Raw genomic sequence first — 18,778 nt, 5'->3', positions numbered from 1 at the left:
TTAAATCCCCTTTTATTCTTCATTATTTTTTATTTCTTTTGTTAACTTGAAATATTTCGGTAAAAACATTCCAAGTCCACCTATACAGTAACCAAATATACCACCTATTAATCCACCTATTAACATGGCTAACACATCAGGTATTCCACTATTAATTACCCATTTAATATTAGTAAAATACAATACCCCTATTATATTTATTAAAATAAACATAACTATAAATCTTAACAATCTATATTTAACAATTTCTAATTCCGTCTCGGTATCAGTATATATTGGATACGAACTCGAAGCCCCTTCAGCTAACCTAAACAAATTGTAAACTTGAAACTTATGAAGCTTCCAGCCACTTACTTTATAATACTCTTCTATCTCTGGTGTAAAGTTTTTATCAAAGATAAACTTATATTGCTTATCACTAAACTCTGAGACTTTCTTCATTCTAATTGCGACTATAGCCTCTTTATCATATTCATATCCCTGAGCAGCAAGATGATTCATTTTATCCGCTACTTTATCATAGCTTATAAATATCGGAACATATTTATACTTCATAAATTCAATCCTTTCTTCTCTTCAAAAATAAATATTTTATAAAGAACGCTATATTTACAGCACCTAGTCCTAGACCAAATCCAAAAAACATTCCTAAAATAAAATCTATTACTTCAGATGCCATTAAAAATTCATTTATTATGTGCGCCACCAAAGCTATAAGAAAGCATCCTAACATGATTTTCGCATTAAATCTTATTCTATATAGCCACATGTATTCTTCACTCAAATTATCTGTATATAATGTAGTTGCCGTAGGTTCACCACGTAGTATCTGCCAAAAAATACCATTTCTAACTACTTCCCAACCGTTGAATCTATAAAAATCTTGACGTTCTGCATCGAACTTTTTATCATATACCAGTTCATATTTATAATCGGTTCTTTCTCCTTTTTCTAATAAAATTAAGAACCCCAGAAACTTTTTAAAGTGCCAGCCCTTTTCACTATATCTCTCTAATTTTCTCATGAGTCTTTTATTTGTTAAAGCAAAGGTATGCATCACCTTATATCTACTCATTACTTCCACCACCTATAAACTTCTTAGCTACATCGAGTAAAAACTGTCGAAGTTTTAAATTTTTCTCCAAAACCTCCATACCCTTTGGAGTAATATAATATTCTTTTTTCGAATTATCGATTTCTTTATCTTCAATCCAGCCAACAGAAACCATCTTACCTAAAGTTGTGTACATAGTCGCAGGTCCGATAATAATATTATTATCTGTAATCTCCACTACTTTTTGCATTATTAAATAACCATGGATAGGTTCTGTTAAAACTAGAAGTGTAAAAAATATACTGTCCGTTAATTCGCCCGTTTCATAAGGGCTTAACTTTGCCATTTTATCCCTCCTAATCTACTTAGAGCTTTTCTTTATTTATATCTATCATCGATATATCCATCTTTGATATAATTATATATCCATCATTGATATAAGTCAATAGATAATTTATGATTTTCTCAAAAAATATTATGAAATCATAAAATAAAAACAAAAACATCCTCTTTATCCCACTCTATTTATTACAGATATTTTAAAAATATGCTTATAGTGTAGTAATATACCTTATTATATGGTAGAATAATTCTATAAAACTAAAATTTATTGAAATAGGCTATTCGCGTCTATTTTACTTAAAGTTAAGGAGAGACACATGACAAAATCATTAAAAAAATATCTATTGATTATTGCAACAATTATTCTATCAGTTACTTTAGCTGCTTGTAGCACGGGCGCTTCTACTGAACAGGTTATCAATAAATCAATAGAAACATCTAAAAATCTAAAAAGTACAGACTTTGTAGCAACTAACAGCTCTGAAATCTTAGTCGGTGAACAAACTCAAACAGTTGAAAACACAGTATCTGGTTCACTTATTATTAATCCACTAACGATGAAAGCAACTACTGAAGTAAAAGCTCAAGGACAAAGTCAAACATTAGAATTATATATTAAAGATGGGACTGCTTATGCAAAATCAACAGGACAAAACGAGTGGGTTAAAAGTTCTAATAGTGCTATAACTGCTCAATTTGAAAATCTTAAAAAAATTGCAAGTTCAGATCAAATCTTAGAATTCTATAAAAAAATCGCTAAAGACTTCAAGAAAACAGAAGAAAATGGAAACTACGTACTAACATACACTGGAAACGGAGACCAATTTAAAGAACTTATGGTTGCAATAGCAAACGCGTCTTCAGGAAACGAAGTAAACGCTGATGCATTTAACAACGTAGAATTTAAAAATGTTTCAATCAAACTTGTTGTAACTAAGGACTTTACTCCTGTTAACAACGAAGTAACAATGGAACTTGCAACTAAAAACACTCCAACTCCAACTACAATGAAAATTAAACAAATCACTAAGTACTCTAATGTAAACAACGTTAAAGAAATCAGTCTACCTGATGAAGTGAAAAACGCTAAAGAAGTAGCAACTGATGCTCAAAAACAACAATAATAGACTAAGCCTACTTACCAATATGGTGAGTAGGTTTTTCTATTGAGATATTAACCTACTCTATATTCAACATATAAAATTTAGGGTTAAATTGTTACTAGAAACTCTTAAAATTAAATCATTCAACATTAGAAATCCTTTGATTTTACAATACTCTTTTCATTTAGTATAATAGTATATACGATGAAAATTAGGAGGTAAATTTACATTATAGTTATAGCGCCCGAACTAAGTTCTAAAGGTTAAATTGAATTTAGTTGACGAGGAAAAAAGTTATCGAAAATTCGGCGGATGCTTTTTCGGAACCAGAGAGTTTCGTTAGATAATGTACAATGGGGTGTACCTTTGTATCTTTAGGAACATAGTGACGACAAGATACTTAGGTACAGCGTATGCAACAGCAACTTAGTTTTTAAGGAAGAATGACGTAAAAAACTTTAGTTGCCACTGCTGGGGTAGATCTTAATATTTCTAGGAACGAAGAGACGACGAAATAGTTATGATAGATAAAAGTATAATATTTCACAATGTATGTTAAATCATACCTAGTCGCAGTGGTTTATTGATTTCAAAGTTCGCTTTAAAAAGCTCTTTTGAAATCTAATAAACTGTGCGGGGGCGACTTGACAAAATCGATTTCTTCGAAATCACGATTTTTAAATCGCTCCCAACTTAGTTTTTAAGGAAGAATGACGTAAAAAACTTTAGTTGCCACTGCTGGGGTAGATCTTAATATTTCTAGGAACGAAGAGACGACGAAATATTTAGGATAGATAAAAGTATAATATTTCACAAAGTATGTTAAGTCGCTCCCACAGTTCTTTTATATTCCTAGGAACACAGTGATAGCAAATACCCTTCAAAATCATTATCACCTCTCTATAAGCTCATTATGTCTTCTTTTAAAGTTTACATAAACTTAAAGAAGCATAATATGAAGTATAATATATTTGAGCATAGGTATAAAACTTTATAGTACTTTCTATAAAAGTAAATTAAAGAAAAAGCGAGGAATTTTTTATATGTGTGGAATTGTAGGATTTGTTGGAGAAACAAATGGAGTTAAATTTTTAATCGATGGACTTAGCAGCCTTGAGTATCGTGGATACGATTCAGCTGGTATTGCTGGTGTCGTTAACGGGGAGGCTAGCGTTACTAAGTCTGTAGGTCGTATTAAAAACCTAGAAGCCCTATTACCTAAAGACCTTCACCTAGAATTAGGTATTGGACATACACGTTGGGCTACTCACGGTGGAGTTAACACAACCAACTCTCACCCTCACCAAAGCTTCAACAAACGTTTTATTTTAGTTCATAATGGAGTTATTGAAAACTTCCAAGAACTTAAAGAAAGATTTTTCAAAGGTGTAGAACTTGTTTCTGAAACTGATACTGAAGTTATCGTTCAGTTAGTACAAATTTATAGCGATCGAGGTCTCAATACTAAAGAGGCTTTCAAAAAAGCCGTATCAAAACTTCAAGGATCTTATGCACTTTGTTTAATCGATACAGAAGATAAAAATACATTATATGTAGCAAAAAATAAAAGTCCACTTCTTATCGGACTAGGAGAAGAAAACAAAAACTATGTCGGTAGTGATGCTTTAGCAATGATTAAATACACTAACAACTTCTTAGAAATCAATGATGGTGAGTTTGTTATTGTGAAAAAAGATAGCGTAACTATCGAAGATGAAGAAGGTAATATTGTAGAACGTGACAGCTTTTCAACTAACTTAAACGCTGGAGAAATCGATAAAGGTATCCACGAACATTATATGATTAAAGAAATTCATGAGCAAGTAGGAGCAATGCGTAATATTATCTCTCATTACTTTGACGGACACGATATTAATATTGACAGCAAAATTATTAACAATGTGAAAAATGCAGATAGATTATACATTATCGGCTGTGGTACTAGTTATAATGCTGGTTTAGTAGGGAGAAACTATTTCGAAAAATGGGCTGGTATCCCTGCAGAAGTACACTTAGCATCAGAATTTGCTTATAACGTACCATTATTATCTAAAAAACCAATGTTCATCTTCCTTTCTCAATCAGGAGAAACAGCTGACCTTCGTGCCGTACTTACAAAATTACGTAGCGTAAGTGAAGATTATAAGTTCTTAGTACTTACTAACGTTGATGCTTCAACTTTATCTCGTGAGTGTGATTATACATTATTACTTCATGCAGGTGTTGAAATCGCCGTTGCCTCTACTAAAGCATACACTGCTCAAATCGCAACACTAAGCATACTTGCTTACGAAGTAGCTAAACAACTTTCTAAACAACCTAAATTTGATATCGAGAAAGAATTATCAGTAATTACTTCAGCAATCGAATCAATTTTAGATGATACAAAAACTATCAAAGACTTAGCTAAAAACTTATTCACAGAGCGTAATGCATTCTATATCGGACGTGGAATCGACTACTACAGTGCATGTGAAGCAGCTTTAAAACTTAAAGAGGTTTCTTACATTCAAACAGAAGGATTTGCCGGAGGAGAATTGAAACACGGTACAATCGCCCTTATCGAAGAAAGAACACCTGTAGTAGTTCTTATCACAAGTGCTAAATTAGACTTAAACACACGTAGTAACGTAAGTGAAGTAGCTAGCCGCGGTGCTAATACTCTAATCATTACATTAGAAAAATTAGCTCGTAAAGGCGATTACGCAATTCCGAACGTAAATGAAGATCTTACTCCAATCGCAAGTATCGTAGTTACACAATTATTCGCATATTATGCAGCCTACACTAAAGGATTAGACGTAGACAAACCACGTAACTTAGCTAAATCAGTAACAGTAGAATAATAATTTTAGAAAGAGGCTCGGTAAAAAACAAGCCTCTTTCTTATTTTTTAAAAAAAGTTAAGCCTTTTCTCTTTACAAATCAAAACCTTCAGTTTATAATAAAAATATAAAAATGATTTAAATTATCTTCGGGGCAGGGTGAAATTCCCGACCGGCGGTTAAAGTCCGCGAGCGCAAGCTGATTTGGTGAAATTCCAAAACCGACAGTACAGTCTGGATGATAGAAGATATAGAATAAATAAACTTACACATACTTGCCGTATGTATATTTACTGTACTACGCCCTATGTAATGCTTATTTTTCATACCTTTCAGTCCCGCTTTAAAATTTTTAAAGTGGTGTTTTTTATTTCTAATGCGTTTTAAATCACACCCTTTCAAAATAATATTGCGGTTATTTTTTGCCTATGAAGATAGGAAAGAGGATTTAATATGTACAAAAAAAATGTTCATTCACTTGTTTTAAGTGGAATGCTTGCAGTTATTGCTCTACTTCTATCTTTTTTTAGTTTTGCTGTGCCATTCTTGCCACCATTTCTAAAATTTGATTTCACGTTTATACCGCTATTCATGGCGTTATTATTATTAGGATATAAAGATGCACTTTTAGTGGCATTCTTAAAAAACTTCCTTCACTTCGCCTTATTGTCGCATGAACCAATCGGTTCAATTGCTAATATCGTTGTAGAATTTACTTTTATTAGCATTATCGTATTATTCTACAAAAAAGGCACTACAAAAACTATTATTGGCGGTATTTTAGGGACTTTAGCTATAACAGTATTCATGTCTCTACTTAACTATTTCGTATTACTTCCAGCATACGGATATATTATGAATTTAGCCGATATCGTAACTAACGTAAAAACTATTGTTGCTGTTGGTATCGTTCCATTCAACCTACTAAAAGGTGTTTTAGTAACTATTTTATTCTTCGTTACTAAAAGTGTTTATAAATCTATACCAACTAGCATTCGAAGCCGTTTCGCATAATATTATAAAACCAATTTAATTAACCATGAAAAATCATCCATTACATTCACCTTACTGTAATGGATGATTCCTTTTTTATAAATTTCCTAGGAAATTATTTAGCATACTTATCCAAAAAAATCCAAGTTAAAAGAGAAGAAAAATAATCATCCCCCCTTAACTACTATTGTTTTAATAATTCATCTAATTTTTCTGAATGTGCCACTTCTTCAATATTAGTGTCTTTTTCGTTAAGCACTGTATCAATATTAAGTTTTTCATCATTATTGACAATTAATCGCGCATAGATTTTCTCTCCTACATTTCTTATACTTTCATAGTCAATTTTATAATCTTTAATTTTTGCCTTTGCAGTAAAAGCCAATTTATCCTTTTCTAAAATTAATTTTTCATAAAATCCACGTGCATCCGCTGTTTTTACAACTCTTACTATTTCTTTGTATTTAGGGTTATTTTTCATATAAATAACACCACCTATAGCTGCAAGAAATGTTACCGCTCCTAATATTCTTTTCCTCACTTTATACTTCCTCCTTATTCTATACTTTACAATCAGAGTTTTTCAAACTCTCTTATTAGCGAACTTTTTAGTTATCTTTTATATTATACCTTTTCAGCTGTTTTTGCAATAGTATTTTAAAAATTTCACATAATTTATAATAAAATTAATTTATAATACATTAATTACCAACGTATCCTTCACACTATAACAACACACAAACTATAATATTAATTATATAACATTAGTAATCGATAATAGTTATCTGTTCTAGTGGTTGAATACGTGTGTTTTAATACAAAACATGGTATAATCGTATATACTACATTATAATGAGAGGTTAAAAAATGAAAAAAGCTATTTTAGTTATGACATATGGGACGCCTGAAGAATATACATTCGAAGGGGTAGCTAACTTTTTCACTAATATTAGACGGGGGATAAGACCTGATGACGAAGAAATTAATACACTTTTAGAAAATTACCTTCGTATCGAAGGTTCTCCACTTCAAGAAATAACTCTTAAAGAAGTTGAACTTCTAAAACAAGCTGTTCAAAATAACTATCAAGTATATTTTGCTAACAAATTCTCGAATCCTTATATTTCTGATATAATTTCAAATATGGAAAATGATGGTATCGAAGAATGCATATGCTTGATACTGGAGCCACACTACTCATTCTATTCTATTATGGGATATGAAAAATTCATTAAGAGTAATAAAATCAAATTCAACATAATCAAATCTTGGTATAAGGAAGAAAAACTTATTGAATTCTGGGCTGATGAAATTAAAAAAATTATTGATGAAAAAGTAAAAAACGATAGTTTTAAAGTTATTTTTACTGCTCACAGCGTTCCTGAAATCGCACTAAAATACAACGATCCATATGTTGGCCAGATTTTCGATATGACTAAACTTATTGTTGAAAAACTAGATCTAAATGAAGTTAATTACACAAATACTTGGCAAAGTGAAAGTGACATAGGTATGCCTTGGATTAAACCTGATGTTCTTGAATATTTAAAAGAACAAACAAATCATCCAAATCACTATATATTTGTACCTATAAGTTTTATCAGCGAACATATTGAAGTGCTTTTTGATAATGATATTGAATGCCGTGAACTTTGCGAGGAATTTGGAGTTACTTATCACCGTCCTCCTATGCCAAACGATGACCCACGCTTAATAGAAGCTTTAGTATCAGCCATAGAAGTTAATAAAAATAATTCTTTTGCTTATCACAATCCTGAGAAAACAACATTTAACGAAATGGATAAATCTAAAGCGGAAATGCCTGATTTCGTTAAAAAAATGTTAGAAAACAAAAAAGATGGTGATAAACCCGAAATGCCTGATTTTGTTAAAAAAATGTTGGCTAATAAAAAAGATGGCGAAAAAATTGAAATGCCTGATTTCGTTAAGGAAATGTTAGCTAATAAAAATAGCGAACATAAACCTAAGTTATCTAATTTAATCAAGAAGACACTATCTCGTAAAAATATCACGATTAAAATAAAAGTTCTCAAGTTTATAAAAAAAATAATAGACAAAAAATAAAACTGAATAAATTTTTTCCAAGATAAATATCAAAGCTCTGTTACTTTCTATCTCGTAACAGAGTTTTTATTATGTATAATCTGTAAAATTTCCAGATAGGATTCTAATTGAAGTTATCTATAAATTTCTAGCTTTTTTATTATTTTTTATATATTTTAAAATATAAATTTTTGTTTACGTATCTAAAAATACAGAATATTAGCAGGATTGTTATTTTAAATAAAATAATTTTTTTACTATTAAATGTTTGAAATAACAAAAAAATATGTTATAATAAAAGTGAAATTAAAGGAGGGATACATTCATGAAAAGAAATAAAATAACACTGGCTTTGTCAGGTATTCTACTTTCGATATCTTTAGTAGGATGCAGCAGTGGCGATGGACTCAACCGATCTGCAAAAGATGGAAAAGAAAACGAAGTGGAAAAAGCTTCTATCAAACTTGTTAAGGCAACAAAAACAGGCGATTACAATCTAATCAGTGCAGATGAGTTGAAAAAATCAATCGACAACAAAGAAGATATGCTCTTAATTAACACTATTCCCGCAGAACGCTTTGAAAAGACAAAAATAAAAGGTGCAGTTAACGCCGGATTACCAAAAGAAATGAAAGATTTGAAACCGGAAGAAAAAGAAGCATTCCTGAAAACTCTAGGAACTAACAAAGATAAAAAAATAGTCATATATTGCGGATTTGTAGCTTGTGAACGAAGTCACGTCGGAGCTGTTCTAGCTAAAGAAGCAGGTTATAAAAATGTTTATAGATTCCCAGGCGGAATTGCAGCATGGTTAGATGCCGGAAATAGCATCGATAAATAACTTTTAAAATTAGCATTCACGGATAACAATAAGGATTTACTCTACTCTTGGGATATAATTATCATTTGTGGATAATAATGAGGATTTACCTCACAAATACTTTAATTTAAATTTTAGAATAGTTAATTTGTTGGAATAACCCCTTTTCTATCCAGCAAACCCAATCAAAACTCCAAATTTTTATCCGAACACAACAATTTCGCCTTAAATAAAGAGGGTTTGACCAAGTAAGTCAACCCCCTTTATTTTTTATTTCTAAATCTAAAAATATCTCGTTTAAATAAAGGAACGTTATCGAAATATTCACCTTTATAAAAAGGATGACATTTTAAAAGTCTCTTTACAGTTAAATAAGTTCCAAGAAAAAAGCCAAATCTCTTATAACTTTCTAATGCATAAGTCGAACACGTAGGAGAAAATCTACATGTCGGTCTTGTGTAACGAGAAATATATCGTCTATATAAATTTATCAAAAAAATACAAAATCTTGCCATCAATCTACTCCTTTCTTCTCTAATTTTATCAATCCAGCATATTTATTTCAACTTATTTTAATTTATCTCTATCACTCTAATTATCGATATCAATTATCAATCGTTTTTCTTCACCTCAGGAAATATTGTAACAACAACCATCTTTTCAGAGAATAATTCTCAATAACTTTTAAGAATCTGTTAACTTTACATAAGTAATTCATAATGTTATAATTTAAACATAAATTAAAAAATAAAGGAGAACATTTAAAATGACACGTAAAACAGAATTAAACAAACTTGTAGCAAACTTAACAGTATTATATACGAAATTACACAGCTTCCACTGGTATGTAACTGGGCGCAGCTTTTACACACTGCACGAAGTATTTGAAAACTACTATAACTACACAACTGAGACTCTAGACGAAGTAGCTGAAAGATTATTAGCAATCGGAGGTCGTCCTGTTTCTACTCTTAAAGGAGCTTTAGAAATCGCAACAATCCAAGAGGCAACTGAAAAAGAAACAACTAAAGAAATGGTTGCATCTGTATTCCACGACTTCGAATTATTAATCACAGATCTTACTACTCTTATGAGCGTTGCTGAAGAAGAAGGAGATCAAGGTACTTCTGACTTAGCATTAGGATTAAAAACTCAATTAGAAAAAAATGTTTGGATGCTACGTGCTTACTTAGCTGACTAATCAAACCATGTAATAAATAACTTTAACCCGAATAATAACTCTTCTATAAAAGAAATTTTATTATTCGGGTTTTATATCCATAAGATTAACTCTGACCTTTTCTATTTAAAATATTTAAATTTATAGCATCTACATAATAGTTACTTACCTGTCCATCCTTACCACTTATCTCTACATTCCACGTCGGTATTAATACCTGATTTTCCGTCTGCGAAATGTAAGTGTAATAACCTAAAGTTGCTCTGACTTTACAGTTTTTCGGAACTAAATCTTCATGATATAGTCTATTTATGGCTTGGCTAGAAGAGACCAACGTTTCATTTTTATCTTTTCTTATATTAGAAACCCCTGTTAAAGTAAACCTCTTTATCTCTCCATTGCTTTCAACCTTAAATACAATTCTTGCATTTTTATTTGAAAATACTCTAAAACTGTCAATTTGTTGTTCATAAATAATTTCATTTTTCACCGAGTTATAACTAGAAAAAATATAATTCGCACTAAATTTCATCTTTTCAATCAAAAACGAATCTAACTCCGCTCTATAACTATTCTTATTGATATTAGTTATAACATTTTCTGAAGTAACCTTTAACGTAGAAGTTTTATCGATATTTTCAACCTCATATTTTAAGCTACTATCTTCCTTTCGGACATCTCTTAAATCAGAAATTGTTACATTGACATACCCTAAATTATCACGTTTCGTAGTATTTTCCTCTACTGTTATATTATCGTTTTTCATAGCACGCTCTATTATTTCTTTTTCTTGCACTATTTCTGTTTTGTTTTTTTGAACCGTATATACATAAAAAGTCAATAACACAGCATTCAAAGCAATGAACAAATAAATAAATAATGTCTTCATTTTACCCCAATTCATAGTCTCTCTCCATTATTTATCATCTCTTTTATTTTTTTAAAACTTACGTATCTATCATTGTATTTCACATACCATGCCGGAATATAACTAAAACTGTTTCTATCCATATTGTAGATTTTTTCATACCCTAAAACAATATCTCCTATTTCTTTAAGATCCACTTTGTCATAAAGATAGTTTATAACGTACGCTGTTTTCTCTACTGAAAAAATTTCCGCTTCTTTCGATGAAAGATAGGTTTTTGTTAACTTTTTAGGAGATGTAAGTCTATATATTCCACTACTATTATCTTCTGAAATAATATCAGCATAACCTTCTCTACTAAAAACTACAGATTCTTTATACGCTTCTTGGAAAATAGTTATTCCATCCAAAGCCGTTGTAAGTTGATAATTCGTATCCCCTACATAACCCAACTCCAAGAAACTCATTGTATTATTTATCGCTACAGTTGCTCCAACTTCGCGACCACCTTCATTCGATGGGTTTGTATATACTAATCTATTGTTTATCAATCTTAATATTCCATAGCCATCTGTTACTTCATCTTCATTACTTATTCTAAGATTATCTTTTTTCTCGAAAATATCTTTAGCCATCTTATTTAAATTAACATCTTCAGCACTATATTCATCTATAATATCATCTTCATCAGACTCTTTTAAATATATGAACTTATTATTCAAACTATACTTAGCATAATTTTGCTTCTTCTCATTGAATTTACTATCTATTTTCTCATATATTTCTTCTTTTAAAGTAATTTGAAGATAGTTTTTATCATCCTTTTTATATAGATAAATCATATTAGGTCTATCTTTTAATAAAGCTATCGTATCAAACTCTAAACTTATATTAGAATTTTCTTCAGAAAAGAATAAAGGTTTGACTAATGCAGAATCTAAAGTCACCTGATAATTTATTAAAATCTTCTCAATATTATTAGTTGTAATTTCTTCAATATTGCGATTTCTAACTCTAGATTCTACACTCTCACTATCTGAAAGAATAGATAATAAATCTTTCAACACTCTTTTATTCTTAACAGCATCCACACTCGCAACTTTCGTTATCGAATTCTGAACTATCGGTTCCTCTCTAGATCCTGAGTAGTTTTTCACCATACTATCAGGTATTAAGAAATTTAAAAGATTATCTTTATTTGAATCTACCGACTTTTGTGTAGCTCTTTTTGTGAAAATTTCATAATCTGGTTGATAAGTAATAATAAGATAAGATAGTGTCAAACTCAGTAAGACTAATAACCCTAACACTACTGACTTTACAGTTTCTTTCCTTTTGCTTTTCATACTATTTACCTCTATAACCATTCATCATCGATTTGTTCACAAGGTAAGGTAACAAATATTATACTTCCATATCCCTCTCTACTTTGCGCCCAAATACGACCTTTATGAGCCTCTACAATAGTCTTAGCTAAAGCTAATCCTAAACCTGTTCCACCCATACTTCTTTGTCTACTTTTATCAACTCTATAAAATCTATTAAAAATCTTATCAATATGAACCAGCGGTATCCCTACTCCTTCATCTTTTATAGAAATACTTACCCTATTGTGGTGATAATTCTGCCTAACCCTTACCGTAATATTCTTACCATCTGGAGAATATTTTATCGCATTATTGACAATATTATCAAATACCTGAGTAAGTTTATCTTGGTCTCCTTCTACAAATATCGGCGTTTTAGAGATATGTTTTATAAAGTTTTTCTCAGGATGAGTTAATGCAAACCTATCGGTAATTTGCTCAAGCATTTTATTTATATCGATAAATTCTTTCTCATAATGCTCTTCTTTAATATCCATCTTACCAAGTTGCATAAGCTCATTTACCATTCTTATCATACGCGTTGTTTCTTTATGAATAGTATCGATAAATTGTGGTGCAAGGTCTTTATCTTCAAGAACACCCTCTTCTAAAGCCTCAATATAACTGTTCATCGTTGTCAAAGGCGTTCGTAGTTCATGAGATACAGTTGATACAAATTCGCGTCGTTCTTTTTCTTGACGTTCTTGATCTGTTACGTCATAAAGCACGACAATATATCCTTCTAGCTCCGTAGACATCTGAGTTAAATCCTCAGTATCTTCTTTTTCTATCTTAGAAATCTCAGCTCTCAAAAGCAGTTCATCCTCACTTTTTGATGCATTAACAAGCAAGCTATCTTCAGCTTCTAATATCTCTTCTATACTCTCATATTCCGTGATATTAAGAATTTTTAATACGTCTTTTCCGATGAAAATTTCATCGTCACGTCCACCTAACATATCCTCAGCGCTAGTATTTATTAGAATTATCCTTCCATTATTATCGGTTGTAATAATCCCATCCATCATACTCTCGATAATAGTCGCTAGTTTTCTACGTTCTGTCTCTGTTACCGCCTGCTCTTCTTCTATCCTCTTAGAGATTTGGTTAAATACTTTTGCCAAATCTCCAATCTCATCATCTGCATCTATCCCAACTACTGTACCATAGTTCCCTAAAGCCATCTTCTTAACCTGAGAACTCATTTTCTCTATAGAACTCGTTACAGTTTTTGAAGCTACAAACCCTATAACAGTAGTAATTAAAATCGACAAGATAGTTCCTACTATGAAAATTTTAGTAATACTGTTTACCTCTTGGTAAACACTTTCTATGTCAGCCATGAGTGAAATTACCCCAATAACTTCATTATCTTTTTTTACAGGGCTGACATAAATCCAAACACGCTTATTACTATCTGCATTGTTTTGAATTTGTTTTGTACTCTCTCCTGTTTTGATAACCTGACTTACCAAAGGATCAAAAGATCTTTTAGCAAGATACTCATCATTCCCATTTTTCGATGAAGTCGCTAAAATTTTTGAATTATTGTCTATAACATTTACCAACAATAACTTTTGAATATTAAATTCACTCACAAGCTTAGCTACACCACTTTTCGAATCATGTACACTCTTAGTAGATCCATTATTAACAAGACTGTCTCCTAGAATTTTTGAACTGTCATCATTATTACCATTAACCTTATCAAGCTCTTCACGAACATGGTAATTCAGAATTTTTTCTTGTTCAATAATATTTTGTTCAAATGTATTTATATTACTGTTTCTTAATTGCGTTGTAAAGAACAATCCGATAAGTTGTAAAGAAATTATATTAACCAATACATACACTATTACGAACTTAGTTCGGATTGATGAAAAGAATCTTTTCTTAAACTTCTTCTCGAAAAAACGCATTATTCTTCACCTATAAAATAGCCAACACCGCGTCGTGTCATTATATATTCCGGTTGTGATGAGTCATCTTCAACCTTCTCACGTAATCTTCTCACAGTCACATCTACAGTTCGAACATCCCCAAAGTAGTCATAACCCCATACTGTTTGCAATAAATTCTCACGTGTTAATACTTGACCACGATGTTGAGCTAAGTAGTAGAACAAATCAAATTCTCTTCTTGTTAGATCCACCTCTTCACCATTTTTCTTAATAACATACGCTTCTGGGTAAATAACGATATCCTTAATCACAAGATCACTACCATTCTTCTCTTCAACAACTTCCTCTTGTTGTTTAGTAACGCGACGTAAATTCACCTTGACCCTAGCCATAAGCTCACGTGTCGAAAAAGGTTTAGTCACATAATCATCAGCTCCAAATTCAAGTCCAAGAACCTTATCAATCTCACTATTTTTCGCCGTTAACATAATAATAGGTATATTCTTTTTAGCACGCACTTCTCTACATACTTCCATACCATCTTTTTTAGGTAACATCAAATCTAGTAAAATTAAATCTGGATTTTCATTAAAAGCCAACTCTACTGCCTTTTCACCATCATTAGCCACAATAACATCATAGCCTTCTTTTTTCAAATTAAAATCTAGTATATTAGCAATCGGTTCTTCATCATCGACTACTAGTATTTTATATTCAGCCATCTCTGTCCTCCTTAGGTCCATACTAAGTATTGAAAATTTTATACTCTTGTTCTTATATAAAACACTTTAGAATATATTTTTTATTAAAATTAGTTTATATTTTAAACACCCTAGATAGATATAAATATATAAAGCTATCTATATTATATCATTTTTCTTCTATAAGTTACAACTTTAAGCAAACGATTAACTCCCTATCACTTAGTGTTAACAGGCAAAACAAACAAAAGATTATCCCCAGAAATTTATTTTATATTACTTTAGCAACATATTTACATCGTTATTAAAGAAAAAATCCTCATCCTAAAAAATTACTGGATGAGAATTATGTTTTGCTCAAAATTATTCTACAAAAATCAAGCCAGAAAATTATCTTTATGGTGGATTTTTATATCATTCCTCTTTTTTTGGAAATATTTTCTAATATAATCTTTATAAAGAACTCAAAATTAACATTGTACGGGTTTTTGTTCAAATTAGTTATTATCTTATCACCTATTAAAAGTTCATTTAAATGCTGTTCTAACCCTATTATACGTTCTTCAGAAAAATTACTCAAAATTCCAACTTCTGCGAGACTAAAATCTTTATACTCATTCGATAAGTAGCTTTCTTCTGTTTCACCTTTTTTAAAATTACTCCCAAAAGACTTTTGATATATTCCTAAGAAACTCTTAATACCATGTAAACCAGCCTCTTTTACTATAATTTCTTCACCTACATAATAACCAATAGAAAGCAACTCCGATATACGAGTAAATATGTCATACTCAGAAACTATCCTTTTTATTGTCCCTGTAAATGCCGCTTTTTTTATCGCTGTCTTCTTCACATTTCTAAGATATTTTTTCATGCGAATCATGTACAATTCTTCATCTTTTTCTTTATCCATGAAAATATCTATTCCACCTATCAAATATATAGGAGCCGCATTAAAAACCACACTGTTTTTTACATCATATTCGATTGCTACACGTTGTGCAATACTACCACCTAAAGAGTGCCCCGTCAAGATAATATTATCCCCATATTTCTTCCTCATACGAATATAAAACCTATAACACGATGTAAGATGTTCTCCTTGTCCTAAGCATATCCCAACAACATCAGCATACATATCTTTTTGTCTATCAAAATAAAAATTTGTCCCTGTATAAGCTAGAATATAATTTTCTTCAACTGTATTTTTAAACAATGCGCCGCTGCTACCTGTCTTCTCATCATAAAAACTTACTACATATTCTAACTCTTCAGGAAAACTCCCTACTGTTTTTTGTAAATTTATATATTCACGTATCATCATCCTCGGAACTTTTATCTTATCCATAGCTTCTATGTGATACACTATAAACGATGCATAACTAGATATTTCAAACAACCTATCCATTACTACTCCTATAAATTCATTAATCATTTTTATTATCAATTAGTATTTTATCATAAATAAGAAATATTTCCTATTTTATAAACATAAAGGCTTTAATTTATTACTTATCCCTTAAATTTTTTTACTTTTATCTTATATTAATTTTATAATTGATTATTGTTTTCAGTTATCTATTTAAAACTTTATATTTTTTTGATATAATAAATATGTAATTTTAATTAATACGGGATTAATCTATCTTACTCCCGCGCCCTAAGAGGAGGTTTAATTATGAAAATTTTACTTGCTTATTCTAGCAAAACAAAAAACACAAGAAAAGTAGCTGAGGCTATCTATGAACAAATAAAAGATCAAGCAGAGGTGGACCTACTTGATATAAAAAAACAAAGAAAAAAACTTGAAAAAGAATATGATTTTTATATACTAGGAGCCTGGACTGATAAAACTAACGCCAACAAAAATATGCAACGTTTTATAGATCAACAACAAATCCATAATAAGGATGTAGCATTATTTTTAACTTGCGGTGTTCCTCGTGAGCATTATCACGCCGATGATTCTATAAACAACTATATTGCATTTATGGAAGAAAGAAATAATAGAATCCATGAAACTTTTGTGTGCCAAGGCAAAGTCGATTCAAAGGTCATGATAGTATTCAAAATACTTGCTTGGCACGATCCTAACTTCATCCACAAAGTAACGCCAGACCTTGTTGATATGGTTAAAGAATCACGTTCACATCCAGATATGAAGGACTTAACAGATGCCCAAGATTGCTTTGATAACCTATTAAATTATAGAATGTCTCATGCGACAGTATAATATTCTTAATATATACTCAGACACTAACAACATATAATTTACCGATAATAATACAACGACGACTTAAGAAGGTGCTGACCCGACAAAATCTTGTTTCTCCGAAATCACGATTTTGAGTCACGCCCTTACTTAGTCGTTTTTCTTTTTCACTAATATCCACAAACCAAATTCTATGTCTTCAACCTATAACAATATCAAACTTCACAATAGTGAAGTTATTTTTTCATTAATTAGGACTTATATCGGTATAAAATAGTAAAACAATTTTAATTAATATATATTCATTTATAAGTTTATCTCATAAAAAGCGAAACTTCATTAAACCTATAATAGTAACCATTTCGTAAGTACAACTTGTTTATAAGAGTTACAATCTCTATCTCTTATATAAACAACACTTACCATCTTTAAAACTTATTTTTTTACTATTACTTAAAAATATTTTGACTTTTATTAAAAATAATTGTAGAATAACTAAAGTGATATATTATTATATCATTAAACTAAATATTAAAATTTTAGCTATAGAATTTCTTAGGAGGAATTATGATAAAAAAAGAATTTAATAGCCTTATGAAAAGTAAAGGGTTAATTATCACCATGGCTATCGTTCTTCTGGTACCAATTTTATATGCAGGAACTTTCTTAAAAGCAGTCTGGAATCCATATAATAACACCGGAAATATGAAAGTTGGAGTGGTAAACCTAGACAAAAAAGTCGACCTTGATGGGAAAACTCTAGAAGTCGGAAATTCAATGGTTGAAAAATTAAAAGAAAATAAAAAAGTAAATTGGCAATTCGTCGATAAAGACACGGCTGAAAGAGAATTGCGTGAAGGAAATTACTACATGGTAGTTACTATTCCTGAAAACTTTTCTAAAAACGCTAGCTCATTATCAAACGAAAACCCAGAGAAAATGAACATTGATTTTACTACTAACTTTACAAAGAGTAAAAATGGTGAAAAAATCATGGAAACTGTAGCGAGTAATTTAACAAACACAGTTAAAGATCAAGTTGTAAAAACTTATACAGCAACTCTATACAGTAAATTTTCTGAAATAGGAGGTTCTCTTCAAAAAGCTGCAGACGCTACAAACCAACTAAACAACGGGCTTGGTCGTCTTAGCGAAGGGGGACAAAAACTAGGTAGCGGTATTAACCAACTTACTGATGGTTCTGGTCGTCTTAGCGCTGGACTTGGTCGTCTTAGCGAAGGGGGGCAAAAACTTAGTAACGGGGTTGACCAACTTGCTGATGGTTCTGGCCGTCTTGCTGCTGGACTTGGTCGTCTTAGCGAAGGGGGACAAAAACTTAGTAACGGGG

General features: G+C 30.9%; 18 protein-coding genes and 1 riboswitch. Of the genes, 8 read left to right on the top strand and 10 right to left on the bottom strand.

The window, feature by feature from the left end; all coding sequences use genetic code 11:
- Positions 1–12: 12 nt before the first annotated feature.
- The 3 genes from RWS90_RS03420 to RWS90_RS03410 are packed head-to-tail and all read right to left on the bottom strand — an operon-like array spanning position 13 to position 1,400.
- Positions 13–555, bottom strand: coding sequence for a hypothetical protein (locus RWS90_RS03420; protein ID WP_314548638.1), 543 nt, complete (start codon positions 553–555; stop codon positions 13–15).
- 4 nt (positions 556–559) lie between these two features.
- Positions 560–1,075: a DUF2812 domain-containing protein gene (locus tag RWS90_RS03415; protein WP_314548636.1), complete on the bottom strand. Its 516-nt coding sequence runs from the start codon at positions 1,073–1,075 to the stop codon at positions 560–562.
- Positions 1,068–1,400 (bottom strand): PadR family transcriptional regulator, encoded by a 333-nt coding sequence (locus RWS90_RS03410; protein WP_314548635.1) that lies wholly within the window; start codon positions 1,398–1,400, stop codon positions 1,068–1,070. The genes RWS90_RS03415 and RWS90_RS03410 overlap by 8 nt, the downstream gene beginning before the upstream one ends.
- 313 nt (positions 1,401–1,713) lie before the next feature.
- Here RWS90_RS03410 and RWS90_RS03405 point away from each other — a divergent pair, with 313 nt between their 5' ends.
- The 3 genes from RWS90_RS03405 (at position 1,714) to RWS90_RS03395 (ending at position 6,338) form a co-directional block, all read left to right on the top strand.
- Positions 1,714–2,520, top strand: coding sequence for a DUF6612 family protein (locus tag RWS90_RS03405; protein ID WP_314548633.1), 807 nt, complete (start codon positions 1,714–1,716; stop codon positions 2,518–2,520).
- A gap of 1,022 nt (positions 2,521–3,542) precedes the next feature.
- Positions 3,543–5,345, top strand: coding sequence for a glutamine--fructose-6-phosphate transaminase (isomerizing) (gene glmS / locus RWS90_RS03400; RefSeq protein WP_314548631.1), 1,803 nt, complete (start codon positions 3,543–3,545; stop codon positions 5,343–5,345).
- Positions 5,346–5,465: 120 nt separating this feature from the next.
- A riboswitch (FMN riboswitch) is annotated at positions 5,466–5,578 on the top strand.
- A gap of 199 nt (positions 5,579–5,777) precedes the next feature.
- A complete protein-coding gene (locus RWS90_RS03395) occupies positions 5,778–6,338 on the top strand; it encodes an ECF transporter S component (RefSeq protein ID WP_314548630.1) in 561 nt (186 codons plus the stop codon).
- Positions 6,339–6,501: 163 nt separating this feature from the next.
- Here RWS90_RS03395 and RWS90_RS03390 read toward each other — a convergent pair whose 3' ends face one another.
- Complete coding sequence (locus RWS90_RS03390; RefSeq protein ID WP_314548627.1) at positions 6,502–6,858, bottom strand: DUF1310 family protein; 357 nt, start codon at positions 6,856–6,858, stop codon at positions 6,502–6,504.
- Positions 6,859–7,184: 326 nt separating this feature from the next.
- On the opposite strand from RWS90_RS03390, the gene hemH reads away from it, so the two are divergent.
- Both hemH and RWS90_RS03380 read left to right on the top strand, forming a co-directional pair.
- Positions 7,185–8,402, top strand: a complete 1,218-nt coding sequence (gene hemH / locus RWS90_RS03385) for a ferrochelatase (protein WP_314548625.1) — start codon at positions 7,185–7,187, stop codon at positions 8,400–8,402.
- Between the two features lie 304 nt (positions 8,403–8,706).
- Positions 8,707–9,222, top strand: a complete 516-nt coding sequence (locus RWS90_RS03380) for a rhodanese-like domain-containing protein (RefSeq protein ID WP_314548623.1) — start codon at positions 8,707–8,709, stop codon at positions 9,220–9,222.
- Between the two features lie 242 nt (positions 9,223–9,464).
- Here the strand turns inward: RWS90_RS03380 and yidD are convergent, their stop codons facing one another.
- Complete coding sequence (gene yidD, locus RWS90_RS03375; RefSeq protein ID WP_314548621.1) at positions 9,465–9,716, bottom strand: membrane protein insertion efficiency factor YidD; 252 nt, start codon at positions 9,714–9,716, stop codon at positions 9,465–9,467.
- 251 nt (positions 9,717–9,967) lie between these two features.
- Here yidD and RWS90_RS03370 point away from each other — a divergent pair, with 251 nt between their 5' ends.
- Positions 9,968–10,402, top strand: a complete 435-nt coding sequence (locus RWS90_RS03370) for a DNA starvation/stationary phase protection protein (protein WP_314548619.1) — start codon at positions 9,968–9,970, stop codon at positions 10,400–10,402.
- 85 nt (positions 10,403–10,487) lie between these two features.
- Here the strand turns inward: RWS90_RS03370 and yycI are convergent, their stop codons facing one another.
- From yycI to RWS90_RS03345, 5 genes are all read right to left on the bottom strand, one after another.
- Positions 10,488–11,285 carry a two-component system regulatory protein YycI gene (gene yycI / locus RWS90_RS03365; protein ID WP_314548617.1) on the bottom strand — a complete coding sequence of 266 codons (798 nt, stop codon included), beginning with the start codon at positions 11,283–11,285 and terminating at the stop codon, positions 10,488–10,490.
- Positions 11,282–12,595 (bottom strand): two-component system activity regulator YycH, encoded by a 1,314-nt coding sequence (gene yycH / locus RWS90_RS03360; protein WP_314548614.1) that lies wholly within the window; start codon positions 12,593–12,595, stop codon positions 11,282–11,284. Before yycH ends, yycI begins: the two co-directional genes overlap by 4 nt.
- A gap of 11 nt (positions 12,596–12,606) precedes the next feature.
- Positions 12,607–14,535, bottom strand: coding sequence for an ATP-binding protein (locus RWS90_RS03355; protein WP_314548611.1), 1,929 nt, complete (start codon positions 14,533–14,535; stop codon positions 12,607–12,609).
- Positions 14,535–15,239, bottom strand: a complete 705-nt coding sequence (yycF, locus tag RWS90_RS03350; protein ID WP_314407484.1) for a response regulator YycF — start codon at positions 15,237–15,239, stop codon at positions 14,535–14,537. The genes RWS90_RS03355 and yycF overlap by 1 nt, the downstream gene beginning before the upstream one ends.
- 388 nt (positions 15,240–15,627) lie before the next feature.
- On the bottom strand, positions 15,628–16,626 hold the full coding sequence (locus RWS90_RS03345; RefSeq protein ID WP_314548609.1) for a hypothetical protein: 999 nt from the start codon (positions 16,624–16,626) through the stop codon (positions 15,628–15,630).
- A gap of 270 nt (positions 16,627–16,896) precedes the next feature.
- Between RWS90_RS03345 and RWS90_RS03340 the strand changes: the two genes are divergently transcribed.
- Entirely contained in the window at positions 16,897–17,451 is a 555-nt protein-coding gene (locus RWS90_RS03340; protein ID WP_314548607.1) for a flavodoxin family protein, read from the top strand.
- 546 nt (positions 17,452–17,997) lie between these two features.
- Positions 17,998–18,778 (top strand): YhgE/Pip family protein (locus RWS90_RS03335; protein WP_314548606.1); only part of this gene is annotated, 781 nt, incomplete at its 3' end.

This window comes from uncultured Gemella sp. (genome assembly GCF_963529685.1).
GTDB lineage: Bacteria > Bacillota > Bacilli > Staphylococcales > Gemellaceae > Gemella.
Note: the sequence above shows the minus strand (reverse complement) of the source record. Positions and strands in the feature narration are given on the sequence as shown.